General features: G+C 61.5%; 12 protein-coding genes and 3 pseudogenes. 4 read left to right on the top strand and 11 right to left on the bottom strand.

The genetic code is table 11. From position 1 onward, the window contains the following. The first annotated feature begins 8 nt into the window (after positions 1-8). Positions 9-1,610: an SDR family oxidoreductase gene (locus F4V60_RS03055; RefSeq protein ID WP_075729281.1), complete on the top strand. Its 1,602-nt coding sequence runs from the start codon at positions 9-11 to the stop codon at positions 1,608-1,610. Positions 1,611-1,639: 29 nt separating this feature from the next. On the opposite strand, the gene F4V60_RS03060 is transcribed toward F4V60_RS03055, so the two are convergent. From F4V60_RS03060 to F4V60_RS03095, 7 genes and pseudogenes are all read right to left on the bottom strand, one after another. After that, entirely contained in the window at positions 1,640-3,385 is a 1,746-nt protein-coding gene (locus F4V60_RS03060) for an acetyl/propionyl/methylcrotonyl-CoA carboxylase subunit alpha (RefSeq protein ID WP_075729282.1), read from the bottom strand. Further along, positions 3,375-4,970 carry a 5-oxoprolinase subunit B/C family protein gene (locus F4V60_RS03065; RefSeq protein WP_075729283.1) on the bottom strand — a complete coding sequence of 532 codons (1,596 nt, stop codon included), beginning with the start codon at positions 4,968-4,970 and terminating at the stop codon, positions 3,375-3,377. The genes F4V60_RS03060 and F4V60_RS03065 overlap by 11 nt, the downstream gene beginning before the upstream one ends. Then, positions 4,970-5,731 carry a LamB/YcsF family protein gene (locus tag F4V60_RS03070; protein ID WP_075729284.1) on the bottom strand — a complete coding sequence of 254 codons (762 nt, stop codon included), beginning with the start codon at positions 5,729-5,731 and terminating at the stop codon, positions 4,970-4,972. The genes F4V60_RS03065 and F4V60_RS03070 overlap by 1 nt, the downstream gene beginning before the upstream one ends. A gap of 144 nt (positions 5,732-5,875) precedes the next feature. Next, complete coding sequence (locus F4V60_RS12945) at positions 5,876-6,298, bottom strand: peptidase dimerization domain-containing protein (protein WP_075729285.1); 423 nt, start codon at positions 6,296-6,298, stop codon at positions 5,876-5,878. Positions 6,299-6,363: 65 nt separating this feature from the next. Beyond that, positions 6,364-7,080: pseudogene (locus tag F4V60_RS03080) on the bottom strand (IS6 family transposase). 66 nt (positions 7,081-7,146) lie between these two features. Next, a complete protein-coding gene (locus F4V60_RS03090; protein ID WP_141256098.1) occupies positions 7,147-8,406 on the bottom strand; it encodes a hypothetical protein in 1,260 nt (419 codons plus the stop codon). Positions 8,407-8,688: 282 nt separating this feature from the next. Continuing rightward, the gene (locus F4V60_RS03095) at positions 8,689-10,521 is read right to left on the bottom strand and encodes a DUF262 domain-containing protein (RefSeq protein WP_075731010.1); all 1,833 of its coding nucleotides are present in this window, start codon (positions 10,519-10,521) and stop codon (positions 8,689-8,691) included. Between the two features lie 198 nt (positions 10,522-10,719). Here F4V60_RS03095 and F4V60_RS03100 point away from each other — a divergent pair. After that, a pseudogene (locus F4V60_RS03100) lies at positions 10,720-11,143 on the top strand (DDE-type integrase/transposase/recombinase). 37 nt (positions 11,144-11,180) lie between these two features. Then, a complete protein-coding gene (locus F4V60_RS03105; RefSeq protein ID WP_084559123.1) occupies positions 11,181-11,639 on the top strand; it encodes a phosphotriesterase family protein in 459 nt (152 codons plus the stop codon). Between the two features lie 11 nt (positions 11,640-11,650). On the opposite strand, the gene F4V60_RS03110 is transcribed toward F4V60_RS03105, so the two are convergent. The 3 genes from F4V60_RS03110 to F4V60_RS12495 form a co-directional block, all read right to left on the bottom strand. Continuing rightward, positions 11,651-11,911, bottom strand: a complete 261-nt coding sequence (locus F4V60_RS03110) for a metal-sensitive transcriptional regulator (protein WP_075729289.1) — start codon at positions 11,909-11,911, stop codon at positions 11,651-11,653. Next, a complete protein-coding gene (locus F4V60_RS03115; RefSeq protein ID WP_075729290.1) occupies positions 11,908-13,554 on the bottom strand; it encodes an FAD-dependent oxidoreductase in 1,647 nt (548 codons plus the stop codon). Before F4V60_RS03115 ends, F4V60_RS03110 begins: the two co-directional genes overlap by 4 nt. Before the next feature lie 63 nt (positions 13,555-13,617). Further along, positions 13,618-13,791 carry a hypothetical protein gene (locus tag F4V60_RS12495; protein WP_170216841.1) on the bottom strand — a complete coding sequence of 58 codons (174 nt, stop codon included), beginning with the start codon at positions 13,789-13,791 and terminating at the stop codon, positions 13,618-13,620. A 223-nt stretch (positions 13,792-14,014) separates the two neighbouring features. On the opposite strand from F4V60_RS12495, the pseudogene F4V60_RS03120 reads away from it, so the two are divergent. Next, a pseudogene (locus tag F4V60_RS03120) lies at positions 14,015-14,767 on the top strand (acetoin reductase). 24 nt (positions 14,768-14,791) lie between these two features. Here the strand turns inward: F4V60_RS03120 and F4V60_RS03125 are convergent. Then, positions 14,792-20,284 carry an AAA domain-containing protein gene (locus tag F4V60_RS03125; protein ID WP_075729291.1) on the bottom strand — a complete coding sequence of 1,831 codons (5,493 nt, stop codon included), beginning with the start codon at positions 20,282-20,284 and terminating at the stop codon, positions 14,792-14,794. Positions 20,285-20,461: the final 177 nt, after the last annotated feature.

Below are 20,461 nucleotides of genomic sequence, written 5' to 3' on the forward strand. Positions count from 1 at the left end.
ATGGGCCCATGAATAGCCCCCATTCGGATCCTTCCCCCGGCCACAATGATTCCTCTGCGCAGGCATCCGTGCAACCAGTCGTGGTCGCAGCGCGTCACCCGCAGCGCAGAGTGCTGGTGACGGGAGCTACCGGCTACGTGGGAGGCAGGCTCATTCCTGAGCTGCTCTCTGCGGGGTTTAAAGTGCGGGCCACCAGCCGGCGCATCGACTCTTTGCGCAGGTTCCCCTGGTTCGATGAGGTCGAGCATGCGGAGGCGGATCTCAGCTCCTACGAGGACATCGCCGCCGCCGTCGAGGACGTCGACGTGCTCTTTTATCTGGTGCACTCGATGGGCAAGGTCAAGGACTTCGAAAAGGAAGAAAAGCGCATCGCCGAGAACGTGGCGCGCGCGGCGAGCGAGGCCGGTATGGGCCGCATAGTCTATCTTTCCGGCCTGATACCCCAGGGCAGCGAGCCCGAGGATCTCTCCGCGCACATGCGCTCGCGGGAGAATGTCGCCCGCACGCTTTTGGCAAGTCGCGTCGACACAATAGTGCTGCGCGCGGCCACTCTAATCGGATCCGGTTCTGCTTCTTTTGAGATCATCCGGCACCTCTCCGAGCGCCTGCCGCTGATGCTCACCCCGCAGTGGATTCAGAATGATATTGAGCCCATCGCCATCCGGGATGCTGTGTACTACCTCGTGCGCTGCGCGGGTCTGCCGGAGGAGGAGAAGGTCAATCGCGGCTATGACATTGGAGGGGGCAGCGTCTACAAGTTCAAAGATCTCCTGAGCCTCTACGGCCGCGCGCGGGGGCACCGCAACCGCATCTATTCTCTGCCGATTCCGCTGCCCATGGACACGCTTTCCGGCGGCTGGATCTCCTTGGTCACCCCGGTGCCCTTCGGCATAGCCAAGCCCCTGGCGCAGTCAATGGCCAAGGACGCGGTGACGAACGAGCACGATATTGCCCAGCTCATCCCTGATCCGCCGCGCGGCTTCTTGGACTATCCCACAGCGGTGCGCTTTGCTTTGACCCAGGAGGCCGCAGACCGGGTGGTCACCTCCTGGGATTCTTCCTGGACTGCGGCTGCGGGCGATAACCCGGCGGAGCTCGCGCCTAATGACCCGGATTGGGCAGGCGTGACCGTCTATAAAGACGAGCGCGAGCGTCGGGTCGATGCACCGGTGGAAAGGGTGTGGGAGGTCATCGAGGGCATCGGCGGCAGGCACGGCTGGTATTCCACGCCGGTGCTGTGGAAGGTGCGAGGCATTCTCGATAGGATCTTGGGCGGCCCAGGCCTAGGCGGGCGGCGCAATCCCAATTCACTAACAGTGGGAGACCGCGTGGATTGGTGGCGCGTGGAGTATTTAGAGCGTCCGCACAAGCTGGTGCTGCGCGCGGAGATGAAGGTCGACGGCCAAGCCTGGCTGCAGCTGGAAGTCGAGGAGGGCGAGGAAGATCCCGGTGCTTCCATCTACAAGCAGACCGCCTATTATGCGCCGCGCAGCTGGCTGGGGCACATCTATTGGTGGGGCGTTGCACCCTTCCATACCTTTGTATTCCCATTGATGGCCGCAGGCGTGGCCTCCTCGGCAGAGGCCACGCGGTCTACACAAGCCAAGTAAAAGGCCAAGTAGCAGGCCTAATAAAAGGCCTAGTTGATGGTGGCGATGACCTGGCCGGAGCTCAGGCGGTCGCCCACAGCGGCGCGCAGGGAGATCTTTCCGGCGCGCGCCGCCTTGATGGAGGATTCCATCTTCATCGCTTCCACCGTGGCGAGGTCGTCACCAACGGCAACCTCGTCGCCCTCGGCCACGTTCCAGGCCACGAGGTTGGCCTCAAAGGAGGCGGTGACGGCGTTCTCGCCGGCGGCCTCGGCTGCATCGCTGTCCGTACCTGCACCCGCGCTTGAGCTGGAGCCACCGGCAGGGGCGCCGGCGCTGAGTAGCTCGGTCGGGAAGCCGACGTTGATGAGCCTGCCGTCGATCTCCACGGCGACGTTGCGGCGCTGGGAGTAGATGGCCTCGACCTTATCCACCTGCTGCGCGGCCGAAGGCCGGTAGTTGTGATCGACCCAGTCGGTGAAGATGCCCAAGTCCTCGCTCACGAGAGCGGGTTCCTCGAGCAAATCGCGGTGGAAGGGCAATACGGTGCGCACGCCGGCGATGTCGAATTCGCGCAGAGCGCGGCGAGCACGGACGATGGCAACCTCGCGGGTGGGGCCACACACGATGAGCTTGGCAATGAGGGAATCGTAGTAGGGCGGGACGATGGAGCCGGAGCGCACGGCGGAATCGACGCGGATGCCCGGACCCGTGGGCGGCTCAAAGGAGACAATCGTGCCGGGGCAAGGCGCAAAGCCGTTGAGGATGTCCTCGGCGTTGATGCGGAACTCGAAGGCGTGGCCGGTGGACTCAGGGTCGGCGTCGAAAGAAAGCGGCTCGCCGGCGGCGATGCGGATCTGCTCGGCCACGATGTCGACGCCGGTAACGGCCTCGGTGACGGGGTGCTCGACCTGGACGCGGGTGTTGACCTCGAGGAAGGAAATGGTGCCGTCCTCGGAGACGATGTACTCCACGGTCCCGGCACCGGTATAGCCCACTGCGGCGCAGATGGAGCGAGCACCCTCGATGATGCCCTCGCGCTGACTATCGGTGAGTGCCGGCGCGGGAGCCTCCTCGATGAGTTTTTGGAAGCGGCGTTGCGTGGAGCAGTCGCGGGTGCCAAGGACACGGACGTTGCCGTGGTTATCGGCCAAGACCTGGGCCTCGACGTGGCGCGGGTGGGTAAGGAACTTCTCCACGTAACACTCGGCGCGTCCAAAGGCCTCGCTGGCCTCGCGCCCGGCGGAGTTGAAGGCACCCTCGATGGCATCGAGATCATCGACGACCTTCAGACCGCGTCCGCCGCCGCCGAAGGCTGCCTTGATGGCGATGGGCAGGCCGTGCTCCTCGGCGAAGGCGCGGGCCTCCTGCCAATCCGCGATGGGCTCGGAGGTGCCGGGGGCAAGCGGGGCACCGACTTTTTCGGCCACGCGGCGCGCGGCGATCTTATCGCCGAGCAACTCGATAGCCTCGGGGCTGGGGCCTACCCAGGTCAGGCCGGCGTCGGAAACGGCGCGGGCAAAGTCGGCGTTCTCGGAGAGGAAGCCATATCCTGGGTGGACTGCGTCCACGCCCGCACGCACGGCGATGTCGAGAAGCGCCGGCACATTCATATAGGTATCGGCGGCGGTATTGCCTGGCAGGGCATAGGCCTCGTCGGCGACCTGCGTGTGCAAGGCGCCGGCATCGGCCTCGGAGTAGATGGCCACGGACTTGATACCCAGGTCACGTGCCGCGCGGGCAATACGGACGGCGATTTCGCCTCGGTTGGCAATCAGGATGGCTTTAATTTTCATGGTCTTCTTCCTTAGTTAATTCCTCTGCCAGCCCCTCAACCAGCGCAAAGCGCAGGCGAGCTCCCGGCGGAAGCTGGGCGGCTATGTCGATGTCTTCATCTATTACGGTGGCGATGACGGGATAGCCCCCGGTCACGGCGTGGTCGCGCAGGAAGATAACGGGCTTGCCGTTGGGCGGTATCTGCACGGAACCGGCCACCATTCCCTCCGAGGCCAGCTCCCCGCCACGCGCGCGACGCACGGTGGTGCTGCCTGCGCCCGGCGCATCCGTATCCAGGCGCAATCCCACGCGGTTGGAATCCGCGGTCACTGTCCACTCGGTATCGAGGAAGTCAGCTACCGGGTCGGCGAACCAGTCATCGCGCGGACCTAAGACGCAGCGCAGGGTGGCGGTGGTGCGCCCGTCCTTCTCACTCACGCGCAGCGGGTTGCTCAGCTGGGCGTCGGTCGTGCCGGCCGAGCGGGGAAGAACTCCGATGATGTCTCCAGCGCGCACGGGCTCAGGGCCCAGCCCGGAGAGGACATCACTGGAGGAGGAACCCAGCTCGGCGTCGGCGACAATGCCGCCCCGCACGGCGACGTAGCTGCGCAGCCCAAAGAAAGCCGGGTCGATGGTGAGTGTCTGACCCGCCGTGATGAGCACTGGGCGGGCCAGGTGAACGGGCATGTACCCAAGGCGGACGCGGGCGGAGGCACCGGTGACGCAGACAACGGTATCCGTCAGCGCGCGCAGGCTCATTCCGCCGATGTTTTCCAGCACCGTGGCACCGCGCGGGTTTCCCACGGCGATGTTGGCGGTGGTGGCCGCCGCGCGGTCTGCGGCACCCGATTCCGTCACGCCGAGGTTGCCGGCGCCGGGGCGTCCGCGATCCTCGAAGAGCGTGAGCAGACCTGCGTCGAGGACCTCCAGGCGCGGCAGGCGCGCGGGGGAGTGCTTGGGCGTCTGGCCGCCGTCGACAAGCGCGGGCAGTTCCCGCACCGCGCGGTAACGCACGTGGTCACCGGGCTGGACAAAGGAGGGTGGCTGGGCGTGCGAGTCCCACATCGGGGTGGTGGTGGTCCCCAACAGCTGCCAGCCACCGGGGGATTGGCGCGGATAGACCGCGGAGAAGTCCCCGGCGATGCCCACTGCACCGGCAGGAACAGCGGTACGCGGGCTAGCCCGCCTGGGCACGTGGCGCGCCAGGGCCGGGTCCGAGGGCGTGCAATAGCTAAACCCGGGCGCAAAGCCTCCGAAGGCCGCAGTCCACTCGGTCGAGGTATGCCACTCAATGAGGCCCTCGCGGCTCAGCCCCATGAGCTCGGCTGCCTCGTCGAGGTCCGCGCCGTCATAAAGTACGTCGATCTCGACAGTGCGGGCATCGCCCGTGCTGGCCTCCCGGGGATGGAAATCCTTGAGATCGCGCGCAGCTTGCGTCGCCGCGCGAGGGGTGGAGAAGGTTAGCAACAAGGTGGTTGCGGCGGCCACGCAATCGATCTGGTTGCGCAGCGGCTCGGACATGAGCGCCGCGTGCCAGTTCATAACCTGGTCGAGCCCGTCTAAGTCAAGGAGCAACGCGCGCGTTCCCACGGCAAGGATGTGCATTAGATGAAGCTCCGAATCTCGATTCCCTCGTCCTTCAGGCGCTTGACGACGCCGCGCAGCAGCTGCACCGACCCCGGCGAGTCACCGTGGGTGCATACCGACTGCGCATCGACGCTAATGACGCTGCCGTCGATGGCGGTGATTGCACCGGTCTGTGCGACCTGGAGCACGCGCTTGACCACGTCCTCTTCGTTGGTGAGCACAGCGCCCGGCAGCCTCCGGGAGACCAGCGTGCCATCGGGGTTATAGCCGCGATCAGCAAAGGCCTCGCGGATGACGGTCAGGCCGGCCTTGTCAGCCGAGTCAATAGCCACCCCGCCTGGCAGGAGCATGACGGGCAGGTCCCCGAAGGCCTTGATACCGGCGATGACGGCGTCTGCCTGTTCAGTGTCGCGGACGATGGTGTTATACATCGCGCCGTGCGGCTTGACGTAGCTGATGCGGGTTCCGGCCGCGCGGGCCAGGGCATCGATGGCACCAATTTGGTAAGTCACCTCGTCGGTGAGATCCGCCGGCGCATAATCGATGAAGCGGCGTCCGAAGGCCGCCGGGTCGTTGTAGCCCACGTGCGCGCCCACCGTCACCCCGGCCGCTACTGCCTCGCGCAGCGTATCAGCGATCGAGTGCGGGTCCCCCGCGTGGAAGCCGGTGGCCACGTTCGCCGAGGAGACCAAGTGCAGCATCGCCGCATCATCAGCCACCGGGTTGCCCGCCGTAGTTTCGCCAAGGTCGGCGTTGAGGTCAATATGCAAAGAACTCATCAAGTACCCTCCCGTAGATTGTTGAACAATTCTATAGCTTGACAGTGTAGCGCCTGTCACGCGGGTTTGTGAAGAGGGCTACATCAAAAGATCTATGGAAGCTGCTGGGGGCACAAAGTGAGGTTAAAAGTCGGAATAATTGCCTCAATCGAGAATGCGAATGAAATTGGAAATAGCATCTTCTAGGGAGGACAGCTCGAGAGATTCATTAGGCGCGTGCATTTGGGTGGGAGACCCTGGACCCCAGATTACGAAGGGTGTGCAAGGAAAAACACTGGTTAATCGGGCCGCGTCTGTGAAAAAGGTCGTGGCTTCTGCGCTGGAAAAGCGTTCCAACTTCACGGGGACTGTGCGGGTTTGAACCGGCTCGAGATCTAAGATCGAGGACATCTCAAGCTCTGGAAACGCCTTCTTCAGCCAATTTACAAGCTCATCAGAATCAGCAATGGTCCGGAAATCGAAAGTTGCGGACGCTGAATCGGGGACAATATTTGTGGCGCTTCCGCCTGTTAATGTTCCTAGATTTACAGTCTCTAGTCCTAGGTAGTCATCTTGGTGCTGTTGCAAACTTCAGGCGGAGAGCCGTGACGACCCAGTCTTCATCCTCTGATGCTCGCTGCGGGTCGGCGTTCTCAGGCAGCCTCGAACACCCGGCTGACGATCACCGCATCCGGGTTCGGTTGCCCGTGAGGTCAAACATCGCGCCCTGGCCTTTCCGTAATGAGTGCATCGCCTCCATCCCTTTCAACGTCCGGTACGCCGAGGTCCGGTTTTTGAACGCCCCCTTCGGCCCCAGGATCCTTTTCAGCCGCCCATGATCTCCTTCAATGACGTTATTGAGGTATTTCACCTGCCGGTGTTCCACTGTTGGCGGGCAGATTCCCTCTGACTTCAACTCGGCGATTGCCCTGGCCAGGGAGGGTGCTTTATCGGTGTTGATCACCCGCGGGGACCCGGTTATCGTGTTCGACCTCAGGGGCTTGGCCAGGAAACGCTTCGCTGCGGCGACGTTACGCTTTGGGGACAGGTAAAAGTCCAGGGTCTGGCCACCGGCGGTGATCGCCAGATCAGAAGTAGCACCACCTGCCGCCGACCCGGATATAGGTCTCATCCACCCGCCAGGAACTGGCCTACCAGTCAGGTACCTGCCGGTACCACCGTGTTTGCTTGTCCAGCTCAGGGGCGTATTTCTGGACCCAGCGGTGAGAATCGTGGTGTGATCAACCGGCACGCCCCGCTGAAGTCATCATTTCCTCCAAGTCTCGGTAGCTCACCCCGTAGCGGCAGTACCACCGCACCGCCCACAGAATGACCTCGCGAGGGAAATGACGACCCGAGAAGATACCCATGGCTCTGATTATTTCACGTCGATCTTCCTACTGCCCCAACTTTGCAACAGCACCCGTTCGAGAGAATCAGTCTTCTATCGAAGTCTCTTCAACCATTTCTACCGAGGTATCAGCCTCTCTTCTCCGACGTTTCTCCATAATCTCCTCGGCTTTTAGTAGAAGAGCCTTGTCCCTACGATCCTGGAGATGCTCGCTGGCCTGCTTTACCCGGCCCACCGCCTCGGAACCAACAGAACCGAGAAGAGAAGCGGCATCATCCACGACTCCCTTGGCCGAATGGCGCCATGGTGTGTAATCAAGAAGTCCGATATCGGATGTCTCCAGATCGACATATCGGGCGAACTCTCCGATAGCCTGATTGATGTCGTTCACCCGTCGAATAACCCGCTTAGCATCAAACGGGCTCGAGAACCGGCTAAAATTCGACATCCCGGCAGCAGCAGTGGTTAACGAGGCAATCGCACGCAGGCTGTTTGCAATAAGCTGTCCCCGCTCTGTCCGGGCGATTCGAATCCCCTGACGATGGGCTTCAAGTTGATCAGGGATGTGGTCTGCGACATGCGCGAACTCCAGTAAATACGCTCTCTCATCAAGTTCCAGCGTTCGTGCCAAAACTCCCAACCAGAACGACACATCTTCCTGCGCCTGCGACAGAGCCCCCGCAATCTTACCGACATTTTTCGTGTGTTGCTCAAAGTCCTCCGCAATGGACTTCAGCTTGAAAAGAGCCTCAGCTTGCATGGATTTCAATTCCAAAGAAATAGTCTGCACTTTGGACCAGTTCACCGTAGAAACCGTGCCTGTCTCTCCATAGACGGCTTCAGCCTCATAAATGGTCAGAGTGACTCCCCCCAGTCGTCCCAGAGTCTCCACTTTTTTCTGCTTGAGTAACTGATCCAGCTTCTCGTTGATTTTCTCCAGATATTCCTGGATGTCCTCCAGCGCCGCTTCCACAGCAGCCTGGCTTGCCATTGCAGCAAGTGCCGCCGGTGCAGCGGGAGTCAACAAACCAGCAGCCTCAAAGTGGAGATGCTTGACGATCTGCCCACCATTGCCAAGTTCAGTAAAATCTTTGCGGCGTACCACCCCAGCGGCGACGTCTTTGATGCCCCTGTCCTGGAGAAACCTCGCCGACTCAGAATCAAGTTTCAACCATCTTCCGCTCTGCCCCTGCAGCTCCGCTACTCCCCCAAGAGCATTTCCCAAACGAGACATTGTCTTCGACGAGAGCGGATTACCTGTCAGCTGAAACTCATCGTCGAACGCGGACAGAAGATCGGGGGATCCCATCAGGAGAATCCCGTCTTCACCTTCATAAATCGACATGCTCGCAGTGCTGTCCCTCATGCAGATCATGTTACACGCGCACGCTGATCCTTCAGCTGCCGAGGGGCAGAGGGAGCGTTAGTTTGAATCGGTCTGATGCTGTCGGAGACTAAGGGTAGAAGTAATCCACCCCCCGGTTTACTGAGGGGAGGAAACGGGCAAATAAGTCTTCATATGCTCATCAGAGTCGACGACCACAAACCACACCTCGCTCTTTCCGGCAGGAGAGGTAAATACTCCAGCGGTTACGCGTTGTCCCAGTCTCGCCTGATCTCATGCCCGTCAACGGGGCCAGATCCGACAGGCGATATCTGCTAACGCCTCTCCACGGGCAGTAATCGTCTCCTCATCCCAATGTTCAGTAGTGGCGATGGGAAGGTTCAGTTGCAGGGCTGACTGGGCGGCCAGCTCAGGACGCTTCTGATCCCATCCGAGATTGGAAAGGCCCTGGTTGAACGCAGAGGTGACGAGGGTGAGGTTGCCGATCTGGTCCACTGCTGCGGAGCGTTCGGAGGTAGCCAGTTCACGCTGGGCAGGATCCTCACCGACGCTGGCCGGTAGGGGCCAGTGTGGTTCCCAGCGCTGCGGCATGAGGTGCTCGATCTGCAGCTGGGCGTAGTCGAAGACCGCCGGTTCGGTTTTGGGGTTGTTGACCCGCATCTGCGCATCAATGGCACCGAGTATGAGGCGGATGCGTTCCTGGGTGAACCGGCCGTAGAACCGATCCTGGGTGAAGGCAGATGTGATCTCATCATCCGAAGGCCAGGCCAGCGAGTTTGGGCTCACAGCCAGTGCCGCGACGACGGCATCAGCGATATTGGCTTCCGGGGTACGTGCGGCTGCCTGAGCACTCTTGAGCACTCCGAGGAAAGCTGCGTTATAACCGCGGGTGTTGGCCCCCAGGATCATCCGGCGCAGCACCCAGGACTCCACAGCGCCGGCAGCCCTCTCGTGATCTGCCAAAGAGAGCCTGCCTGCGGGCAGGGTCCGTAACCACGCCAGCAAAGGCACCGCTGTCTGCAGCTTGAGGATCACCAGATTCCGGTAGGACTGGGCCAAACGTGGCGAACCTGAGTCAAGGGCACCGTAAATGGCTTTATAGGCCTGCCGGTACTCGGACAACTCGATCAGGATGTCCTTGGTCTTATGGTCACCACCGGCCAGGTACTGGCGGACCTCCCCGTAGAGACGCCCGACATTAGCCTCTGTCCCGGACACCGCGGTCAGCCACACAGACAACAGCACATCACGTCGGGCGCGGGCGGCGTGACCGACACCAATCTGCTTCTTCCACCACGGTTCATCAAATTCGGCCCAGTAGGCGTCGTAGAGCTCTTCGAGCTCCTGCTCATCAGCTAATTCTCCTCGCAGGAACAGCAGGTTTTTGACCAGGTCTGAGGCGGCCAACGGGGTTTGGCGGCCATTGAGGACCTCAAAAATGACCTGAGCATCATCGTTGTCGTCTAGGTCGATGACCACCAGTTTAAACAGATCCAGCAGGGCGTCAACGAAATCATCAATCCGGTCCCGCCCCTGGTCATCCACCAGGGAGTTGCGCACAGAGTCCGCGAAAAACCGGCGGGCCTGCAGATACAGATGGTCCTCGGTGCCGTAAGCGGGTACTTCATCGGACATGGCCACCGGCCAGACATCGCGATCCTTACGCCGCGGCCACAGCTTGTATCGCTCATGAGGATGGTCGATGACATCCTCGGGATTCTCCAGCAGACGTTTGACCTGCCGGGCCCTCCCCGACCCGGTCTCCTGCAGCACGTCGAGCACGCCGCGTACCAGTAGCTGCAGGGTTGTCAGCCGCTGCTGGCCATCAATGACCGCCGACAGGGTGAGCCCACCGGTAGGAGAGGGAAGCTGATCGCACACCACGGCACCCAGAAAGTGCGGAGCAACACTTCTTTCCGCCCTGGCCTGGGAGGAACCGGTTGCTTCTGCTTCCACCCGGGCGGCGCCCAAGCGGCCGGCCACCGAATCAAGGTCTTCAAAGAGCAGCTCCCACTGCCCTTCCCGGGTCCACTCGTAATCACGCTGGAACGTAGGAATTACGTACCGACCCTCCACCGTCATGATCTTCTTCAGTGCTTTCGTGTCAGCCTCCACGGCTTCCCCCAATCAATGTCGGTTTCTGCTGGCTATGGTATTTATCCCCAATCTACCGAACCCTCGCCAGGCACTCCGATTTGCACGCCAATCAAAATCAACACATGGCGATCACCACGCTGCGCTTGGACTAACACTCCGAGGGGTGCTGTTGCAAAGTTGGGGCAGTAGGAAGATCGACGTGAAATAATCACAGCCATGGGTATCTTCTCCGGTCGTCATTTCCCCCGTGACATCATTCTGTGGGCAGTGCGCAGGTCACTGCCGCTACGGGGTGAGCTACCGCGATCTGGAGGAAATGATGACTTCAGCGGGGCGTGCCGGTCGATCACACCACGATTCTCACCGCTGGGTCCAGAAATACGCCCCTGAGCTGGACAAGCAAACACGGTGGTACCGGCAGGTGAAATACCTCAACAACATCCTGGAAGGCGACCGTGGTCGGCTGAAGCGGATCCTCGGGTCGAAAGGCGCGTTTTAAGAACCGGACATCTGCATATCGGACGTTGAAAGGGATGGAGGCGATGCACTCATTGCGGAAAGGGCAAGGCACGATGTTTGACCTCACGGGCAACCGAACCCGGACGCGGTGATCGTCAACCGGGTCTTCGAGACGGCCTAACAACGCCCACACGCAGCGGCCATCAGGGAATGAGAAACTGAGTCTTCGCTGCTCTCCGCCCAACTTTGCAACAGCACCTCACGAAGTCTTAGACGTACTCATCAATGAAGGAAATCTTCCACCCGAAAAAGTCTCGCTGGCACACAGCGATCCTTCGGGAAATGATCCCCAGTATCAGCGGAGTTTGCTCGACCGCGGCGTCTTTCTCGAGTTCGATATGATCGGTCTGGACATCACCTTTCCTGGTGAAGGTGCATCTCCCTCAGTCTCCGAAACTCTGAAAGCAGTGGCGGGGCTAATACGTGATGGTTATTCTGAGCAGTTGCTTTTCAGCCACGATCTCTTTCTCAAACAGATGTGGATAAAGAATGGCGGAAACGGATTCGCCTTTGTACCTACAATCTTTAGAGATAGCCTAGAGTACCTAGGTATCAGTGCAGAGGAAGTCAACAAGATTCTGACGGACAACCCCGCGCGCTGGCTGTGCGATAGCTAGAGCGGCTTGCCCTAAGACAGGGCCAAAAACAGCTTCTCCATCCGCTCGGCGTCGAGCCCATCTGGGCCCTCCTCGCGGTAGCACTGCTTGAGTCCGGTGGCGATAATGGAGTAACCCGCACGGTCGATAGCCTTGGCGGCTGCGGCTAGCTGGGTCACTGCTGCCTCGCAATCCTCACCAGCCTCGAGCATGCGGATGACGGCGTCGATCTGGCCGCGGGCGCGCTTGAGGCGTGCGACGGAGGGCTTGACCGCGGTGGGTTCTAATTTCATAGCGTGGCCTTTCCATGCTTCCAGGTGAGGTAACCGCCATCCAGGTTAGCAACGCTGGTGCCCACGCCCAGGTTCTTCAGCAGGCAGGCGGCGGTATGCCCGCGCAATCCCACTTGGCAGTGAACAATGATGTCGCCTTCGGCGGGGAGTTCGCCGTGGCGTGCGCGCAGCTCGTCGAGGGGGATATTTAGCGCGCCGGGAATTGAGCCGGAGGCAAACTCGGTGGTGGAGCGGACATCGACAAGCGTGGCACCGGTAGTAATACGGGCGTCGAGCTCGTGCCATTGCACGGTCTCCTCGCCGTGGACGAGGTTGTCGTTGATGAAGCCGGCGATATTGATGGGGTCCTTCGCGGAGCCGAACTGCGGGGCATAGGCCAGCTCCAGATCCGCCAGGTCGGTGGCGCTAAGGCCCGCGCGCATGGCCGTGGCGATGATGTCGATGCGTTTATCGGCGCCCTCTTCGCCCACGATCTGGGCGCCGAGGATGGCATCCGTGTCGGCGTCGATGACGAGCTTCATGTGCAGCTGGCTGGCGCCGGGGTAGTAGCCCGCGTGGTGTGCCGGATGGAGGTGAATGATGCGCACGGTCTTCCCGGCGGCGCGGGCGCGCTTCTCATTCCAGCCGGTCGTGGCTGCGGCCAGGCCGAAAAGTCCTACGATGGCGGTTCCTAAAACAGGCAGGGAGCTCACCTGGCGCCCGGCGATGACATCGGCCACGAGGCGCCCGTGCCGGTTGGCGGTCTGCGCCAGGGGAACCAGGGTGTCCTCATCGCTGACGTGGTCTTTCTTGGCGGCGGCATCACCCAGCGCAAAAATGTGGGGGTCACTGGTGCGTTGCGCAGAATCAACCACAATGCCACCGCGCCCGGTGGTTTCCAGCCCAGCATCTTCCGCGAGCGAGCTTGCAGGGCGCACGCCGATGGCGGCGATGGTGACATCGGCCGGCAGCACCGTTGCATCCGCGGTCACCACCGAGTTTGCAGTGACCTGGGTGGCCTGGGAGTTGGTGAGGATGCGCACCCCGTTATCGCGCATGCGCTTGGCGACGACCCCTGCCATCTCCGCATCCAGCGGCGCAAGGATCTGCGGCCCAGCCTCAACAACGGTGACCTCCAGTCCGCGTCGGCGCAGGTTCTCCGCCATCTCAAGGCCAATGAATCCGCCGCCGATGATGACGGCACTTGTCGCGCCCGGAACTGCGGCGGAAATGCGGTCAACGTCCTCGACGGTGCGCAGGCTTAGCGCGTGCTCAATGCCTTTAATCGGCGGCAGGAAAGGCGTCGCTCCGGGGGAGAGCACCAGCGTGTCATAGGGGATTACCTCGCCCGAATCGGTGGTGACGGTGCGCGCATGGCGGTCGATGGCTGTGGCCCGAGTGTTGACGCGCACATCGAGGTCGAAGCGTTCCTTGAGGCTATCCGGGGTGTGGAGCAACAGTGCCTCGCGCTCCGGGATGACTCCGCCGACGTGATAGGGCAGCCCGCAATTGGCAAAGGACACGTGCCCGGAGGCCTCAAGCACAATGATGCGGCGATGTTCGTCGTTTCGGCGCAGGCGCGTGGCCGTGGACATGCCGCCAGCGACACCGCCCACGATGACGGTGGTGGGGCGTGATGACAGGGCAGGGGATGATGTGGTCATTATTTCTCCAGGTGCGTGTGATGGGAAAAGGGGAAAGGCAGATGCGGGAAAGGGGAGATACTGCTATCCGAAGATGCGGCCGAAAAGCCCCTTGAAGCCGCCGGATTGCGCGGCGTCATCCCGTGTGCAGGTGCACCACTGCTCGGCGGGGACGGTGGCTTTGACGGAATCGATGTGGTTGCCGCATCCGGCCCAGGTTGTCTTCCCGCAGCTCTTGCAGTTGACGGCTCGGCACATAGTGTTCTCCTTAGATTCAATACCCCGGGGGGTATGTGGTTGGTGGCTTCAATATACCCCTAGGGGTATGCGAGGTGCAACCTTCTATACTGATGTACACCGTTCAAGTGGACTGCTCGAAAAAGCTCTAGAATCGGCGGAAGCTTTTCAAGCCGAGCGGGAAAAACTCCCGTATAAATGCAATCTAGGAGGAAAAATGTCAGAAAACACCAAGGTCGCGCTCATGGTCGGAGGTGGCCAAGGAATTGGTCGTGCAGGGGGCGAAAGGCTTTTGCGTGATGGCCTTAAAGTGGCCATCGGGGACTGGAATTTCGAGCTGGCTCAGACCGTTGCCGAAGAACTAGGAGGCAAAGAAGCCGGCGTCATTCCAGTTGCTGTCAATGCGGCAGATCGCGATAGTGTCTATGCGGCGGTAGAAACCACTGCTAAGGAACTGGGCGGATTTGACGTCATCATTAACAATGCGGGAATTGCCCCACAGGTCGCCTTGGAGCAGGTCACAGAAGAGGATGTCGACAAGATCTTCGATGTTAACTTCAAGGGAGTGCTGTGGGGAACGCAGGCAGCAGCCGCCAAGCTCAAGGAGCTGGGTCACGGGGGAAAGATCATCAATGCGGCCTCCCAGGCCGGAGTGAAAGGCAACAAAGGCATTCCGCTCTACAGTGCAACATAGTTCGCGGTGCGCGGGCTGACTCAAACTACCGCGCGGGATCTGGCAGAGTTCGGTATTACGGTCAACGCCTATGCACCGGGCATCGTGCGCACCCCGCTGATGAAGAAGTTGGCGGAGGATTTGGCAGAAACCGCAGGCAAGCCTGTGGAGTGGGGATGGGAGCAGTTCACCAAGGACATCACCCTAAACCGACTCTCGGAAGCGGAAGACGTGGCCAAGATCATCGGACTCCTCGCAGGCGAAGACTCTGACTACATCACAGGGCAGACCATCGTCGCAGACGGTGGCATGGTCTTCCACTAAAGGACTACTTCACCAGGCAACGCTTTAAGCTTGCCCGGACCAAGTACTCAGCGAGAGGTGATCGCTCAAGAATACGGCCCCCTTGTCAGAGAGTCGGCCTAGACCCCAGTACTTGCGGCAGAGCTGGAAGAGCTCAGCTGCGGTTGGGGCGTCGGGGAAGAGATTCATTGTTGTGATCACTTCCTCTGCAGGCAGTTCTTGAAGGTTACGTCCACCAAGTTCGCGGGGGAGCACCGGCAACTGGCCTGGAAGATAGAAGGTTCGGTCATCCATGCTACGGCGGCGCAGGGGGTTGCTGACTAGAATTGTGTTTTTCTGGATACCGAGTCTTAGAGCCTGCTTGAGTGTCTTTTTTACTTCGCTACTCATACGGCCGTTATATCCCGAAAGGTATCGCCGATAGAGCCTTTCTCCCCGGATAGGGCCTTCTGCCTGAAGGACATCGATGAGCCCCGCTTCAACTTGACTCCGCGCTGCCTGAGAAACACCTACGGTCCAGCCGTCGAAGGGCGTGAACTTCTCCGGAGCCGGGATGTCTCCCTCAGCCGCCTCGAGGACGACGCTTAGCTCCGAACGAGCAGAGGAGGGCTGCAGCGGGAAGCGCTGCTGCGTTTCCTCACCATTGGATTGACGGACAAGCAACGGGTTGGGGAGCCCGGCTTTCCGGAGAGCGGGCGCTGGTTGTGCAGGCTGCTCGGGCTGTGCTGAGAAGGGATTGCTCAGGGAGCCGCCGAGGGGATCGGTGGGGTAATCCTCGGTATCGTCATCATTATCATCATCGTCGTCAGCGTCATTGATGTGCTCGGTGGACGCGCTGTACTCGGGGCTGTCGGTGCCGGCCTCGGCTTCGATTAGCGCGGCGAAGGGGTTGTTGGAGAACTCGTCGTCGGCGTAGAAGTCGTCCTCATAGGAGAACTCACTAGATACCTTGCCAGTCCATTCTTCGCTCGGCTCGGCTTGCCCGGCCTGTTCGGCATGTCCGGCATGCGCGGATTGCTGCGCAGTTGGTGCGGACGGTGTGACCGGTGCGGAGGTGGAGAAGGGGCTGGGCTCTGTGGTTGCTCGGGTTGTGGTTGGTGTTTGGGCTGTGGTGGCTGTTTGAACAGTGGTGGCTGGCTGGGGGACGATGTTCTGCGCGCTGATTGCGCTGAGCAGGCGCTCCAGGCTGGCTGTGGGGTCGGCGCGGTAGTCCTCTTCCCAGATGCGGTAGAAGTGCCAGCCGCAGCGCTCCAGTTCACGCTGGGCCTGCATCTGCGCGTTGAAGGCCTCGCGGGTGGACCAGGAATCGCCGTCGCACTCGATGGCAAGGCGGGCCTTGTCTCCTTCGACCACGAGGTCGATGACGTGGCCCATCGCGTTGTAATGGGGCAGGATACGGAAGTGGCGTTGGCTAAGCTCACGGTAGATGTCTTGCTCAAAGGTGGTATCGAAGGGTTCAGTCAGCGAGCCTTCGCTTGGCAGCGCGATGGTCTCCGTGGCTTTCTGGGCGGCGGCATCGGCGGCGGCCAGGGTGTTACGAGCGTAGTCGAGGAGGCGGAAGCGCATGTCCTCGTGGTTGCCTAACTCCGCGGCTTGCACTGAGTGGAAGACCCACACCTGTTCCTTGGCGCGGCTGACGGCGACGTTATAGCGTTGCACGTCGCGCTCACGGGTCTGGGCATTAAAACGCACGTCGCCGCGGTACGAGGCCACCATGGACAAGAAGATGACGTCGCGCTCAGCGCCCTGGAAGTCGGGGGCGATCCCGGCCATGATCTGGCGTTCCTCGATGACGGCGGTGTCGATCTCAGAGAGGAGGAGCTGCTCAATGCGCGCGGCCTGCGCGGAGCCAAGCAGGGAGATGATTCCGAAGGTCATGCCCTCGTATCGTGGATCCTCAAGGCATTGCTTGAGGTGGTCCAAGATGGCGTGGGCCTCGGCGTCGTTAATGCGCTTGGTGGCCGTGCCTGTCATTTCACCCTGCGGGGTATGCACCAGGCGGAAGGGGCTGAGGCGGTCGGCGGTGACCTGCCTAACCGGCACGAGGGGGACGCCGTTGTTTTCGTAGGCAATGGCGTTGGAAAAACCGATGATTTCAGGAACGCAGCGCCGGTGCTCAGTCAGGGTGAGCTGGCCGCCGTAGCGCATATTGGCGTCGTCGAAAAGCGAGCGGCCGGTGCTTGTCCAGGAGTTCTTGAAAGGCAACTCCGGGATAAGCTGGTTGGCTAGGGATAAAAGCTCGTCCTGGCGCACGCCGACATCGGAGGGCGAGACCTGCTTGTCATCACCGATGACCACGATCTTCGGGGCGAGGTACTGCAGGAATACCGCGGACATGCTGGACTGGGAGGCCTCGTCCACGATGACCACGTCGAACATGTTCTCCTGGATTGCCAGCTGTTCAGTGACGCGGAAGAGGGGCATGATCCACACCGGGATGGAGGCGCGGCAGTTATCGAGGGTCTTGCGGATCTCGGCGCGCTGCATGGCCGCGTACTTGCCGGTGCCCTTGCCCAGCTTGCGTACCTGCTGCACGTAGCTCTTGAGCACGGCGCGTGATTGGGGGGAAAGCCTATCGCCGGAGACCGCGTGATTCCAGGCGCGGTGCTGGGCCAGCTCCGCCGATTGCTTGCGCAGGCGGTCCTCGATGAAGGAGAGCTGCTGCTGAATGCGGTCGATGTCGGTGCTGATTAGACCTTGGCGCTGCTCCTCAAGCTGGGCCCAGGCCTGGGCCTTGGCAAGCTGGGGCAGGCGGCCGGAGTACTCGAGCTGGGTGGTCAGGCGCTGCGCACGGGGCATGGCAGGGAAGGTTCGCAGCAACTCGCGGCCGGTGGCGCCAAAGGCGGCGGCCTCGGCGCGCAACTCCACGAGCTCCTTTTCGCGGGCGTGGAGCTCCTCGAGAGCCTGGATGACCTCTGAGTAGGCATCGAGATCGAAGTCGCGCACGGCCGCATAGGCCGGCTCGATGACGGCGGCGGCGCTCTCACCCACGGTGGACAGGGTGGTGCTGATCATCTCGAGCGCGGCTGTGTGCTCCTCCTTAATGCGGGCGAGTTCGCCGCGCTTGTCCTTCAGCTTTATTGCAGCCAGCAGTGCGGGGACGGCGTCGGCGTCAAGCCAGTTGAGCGGGGGAAGCCGGTGCTCGCTAAGGAAGGCATTGGTCTTCTCCGCCGCCTGCAGCTTGTCAATGAGGGCACTGAGGGAGGCCGCGGCGCGGCGGTACTCCTCGATCTTGGCGCTATCGCTTAAGGAGTGCTCCACCCGAATACCGGGAATGATGTCCGCCATGGACTCTACCGCGCGAGCCAATTCGCCGTGGGCGATGAAGGATTCTAGGTCCGCGCGTTCCACGGGGGCAACGCCGTCGACGCGCACGGAGTCCAGCAGGATACGGTTGCGCTTATAGGCGCCGGGGGAGAGCATGCCCAGCTTGGCTGCACCATCGGGGCGCAGGGCCACGGTCTTTCCGCCGCCATCGAGGTGTGCCAGCAGGTCCTTGGCTTGGCGCAGGAGCAGGCCCGCCTCGCCTTCAAAGGAGATGGACCGGCGGGACTTTGCCACAAGATCGCTGGCCTTGACGACGGCGCGGTCCAGCTGGGCCGCACGGTCCTCCCAGATCTCGCGAATGCCACCGAGGATCTCTAGGGCGGCGTCAGCGTGCCAACCTCCCTGGGAGTCCACGAGGGTAGAAATATCGTGCCGGGTCCGCTCGAGCCTCTCCTCAATCTGGGCGGTGGGGAGGGAGCCGGTATTGTTCAGAGCCTTGCGCAGCGTGGAGGGGCACTGGGAACGCAGCGCTTCGACCTGCGCGGCAGTGGTTTCTTGGAGTTGCTTGAGCTCTGTGAGTTCGTGGAGGCTCAGCGGCAGTTCTTCTTGGGCAAGCTTTTCGATGACCGCCGCGTCCACGTCGGAATCGAGCTGGGTCAGGGCACGCAGGAAAGCGAGGAAGCGCGGGGAGTTTACCTGTTCGGCGTCGCAGGCACGCAGCAGGGAATCCTTAAGGATCCACTCATACTCGCCGCGGTGGGAATCCACATACTGGATTAGTTCGCCGTGCGTGCCCGAGAAACCTTCGATGTCGCAGGAGGTGCCGGCCGCCTCATAGGCGCGGGCCAGATCAGCATAAAGCCCCTTGCGCTCAGCGAGCAGGGAGGCGGCCTTCTTCTCGCGCTTCTTGACCGCGGCCTTGTTGTGCTTGGGGTGAAAAGCATCCGCTTGTTTGGAGATCACCTGGATGGAGCGCGAGAGCTGGCTTTGCTCGGCGGCGCTGTGCCCGATGACGGAAACGGCCAAGTCCTGGATGGGCTCCGGCAGCTTCCCGCGGACCTCAAGGAGTGCGCGGTCGGTCTCTGCGGTAACGAGGACGCGCTTGCCCTGGGCCAAAAGGTGGGTGATCAAAGCCGCGGCGGTGTGGGTCTTGCCCGTGCCGGGAGGGCCCTGCACCAAGGTCTGGGCGTTGGAGTCCACCCTGTCGATGATCTGCTTCTGCGCCTCATTGAGCGGCAAGGGGCCAAAGAACTCGCCCTCGGATTCAATGAGCGCACCCGGGGTATCGGAGGGCCGGGAAGAGGGCACCGCGTCCGGGTCAACAAGCGGCATAAGCCCCTGGGGTACGCGGTTGCTCTCGACGATGGTCTCCGCGATGCCTTCGAAGACTGCCGCCAGATCAGAAGGCTTGCGCGTGCGCTGAATAATGGCGGGCGAGAGTGTGATGATAGGCGCCAGACCAGGTACGGGCAGGCGCGTGTCCTCGCTGATGCGGCCATCGGGGTGCAGCTGAAAGGCCACCTGCGCGCAGATCTCACGTACGAAGTCGGGCTCAAAGGAGGGGACATCCTGGTTTTGCAGGCTCTGGCGCACCTTGGTCACCACGCTCGCCGAGCCCAGCGCACTAGAGTCGAGCATGTCGAACTCAGCGCTTAGCGCCACCACCGATTCCGCCAGGCAGACGCTAATCTCACCGGTCTTGAGATCGAGGTGAATCTCAATCGGTGCGGAGAGCACGTGCCTTTGCACCGGCTCATGGTCGGTAGGCTGCCAGGATAAAACGCCCGCGGCCAGTACCAGCTCCAGGGCATCGCCCTTGGTGCTCATCGCGTTGCGAATGCTAAAAAGCTTCTTATACAAGGCATGGACGGGCCTGTCGCGCCGGGCTTTGTCGGCCCAGGAGTTCCACGCCTTAAGCCACTCATCGCGCAGGCGCAGGAGCCCCGGCTCGCTATCGGCGCCTAGGAGGGGGAAGGTGGGCGCTTGGGAAGGATTATTGGTCTCGCCCTCTACGAACTCGCGCAATAGGGAAGGAATCTCGCGCGGGAGCACGTCGCGGGGCTTGCCCACGATGAGGAAAGGCTCGCCGGGCGCGGCGGCGATGTCTATGAGGAGGTCCGGGTGCGTGGCCAGAGCGCCGAGCCAGATGACTTCCCCATCCTTGCTGTACTGCTTGACGTCGCGGGTCTTCTTAGACTTGACCTGTTGGACCTGGGCCAGGAACTTCATCAGGTTGACGGCGTCGTGGGAGGTAGGGCTCAGCGCGGACAAAACTGCTCCTTATGAAAAGCAAAGAGGGTGAGGAGAGACATAGGGCTACAAAGATAAGGTATAAACCTGTTCCACTATAGAGCCCGCGTTGCGCGGCTTAGTCATCTACTCGAGTCTTTACTCGGAGGCAACACTCGAAGCCTGGATCTTCGCCAGCTTTCGGCCCCATCCGGAGTT

The sequence above is a fragment of the Corynebacterium flavescens genome, assembly GCF_008693105.1.
Taxonomy (GTDB): Bacteria; Actinomycetota; Actinomycetes; order Mycobacteriales; family Mycobacteriaceae; genus Corynebacterium; species Corynebacterium flavescens.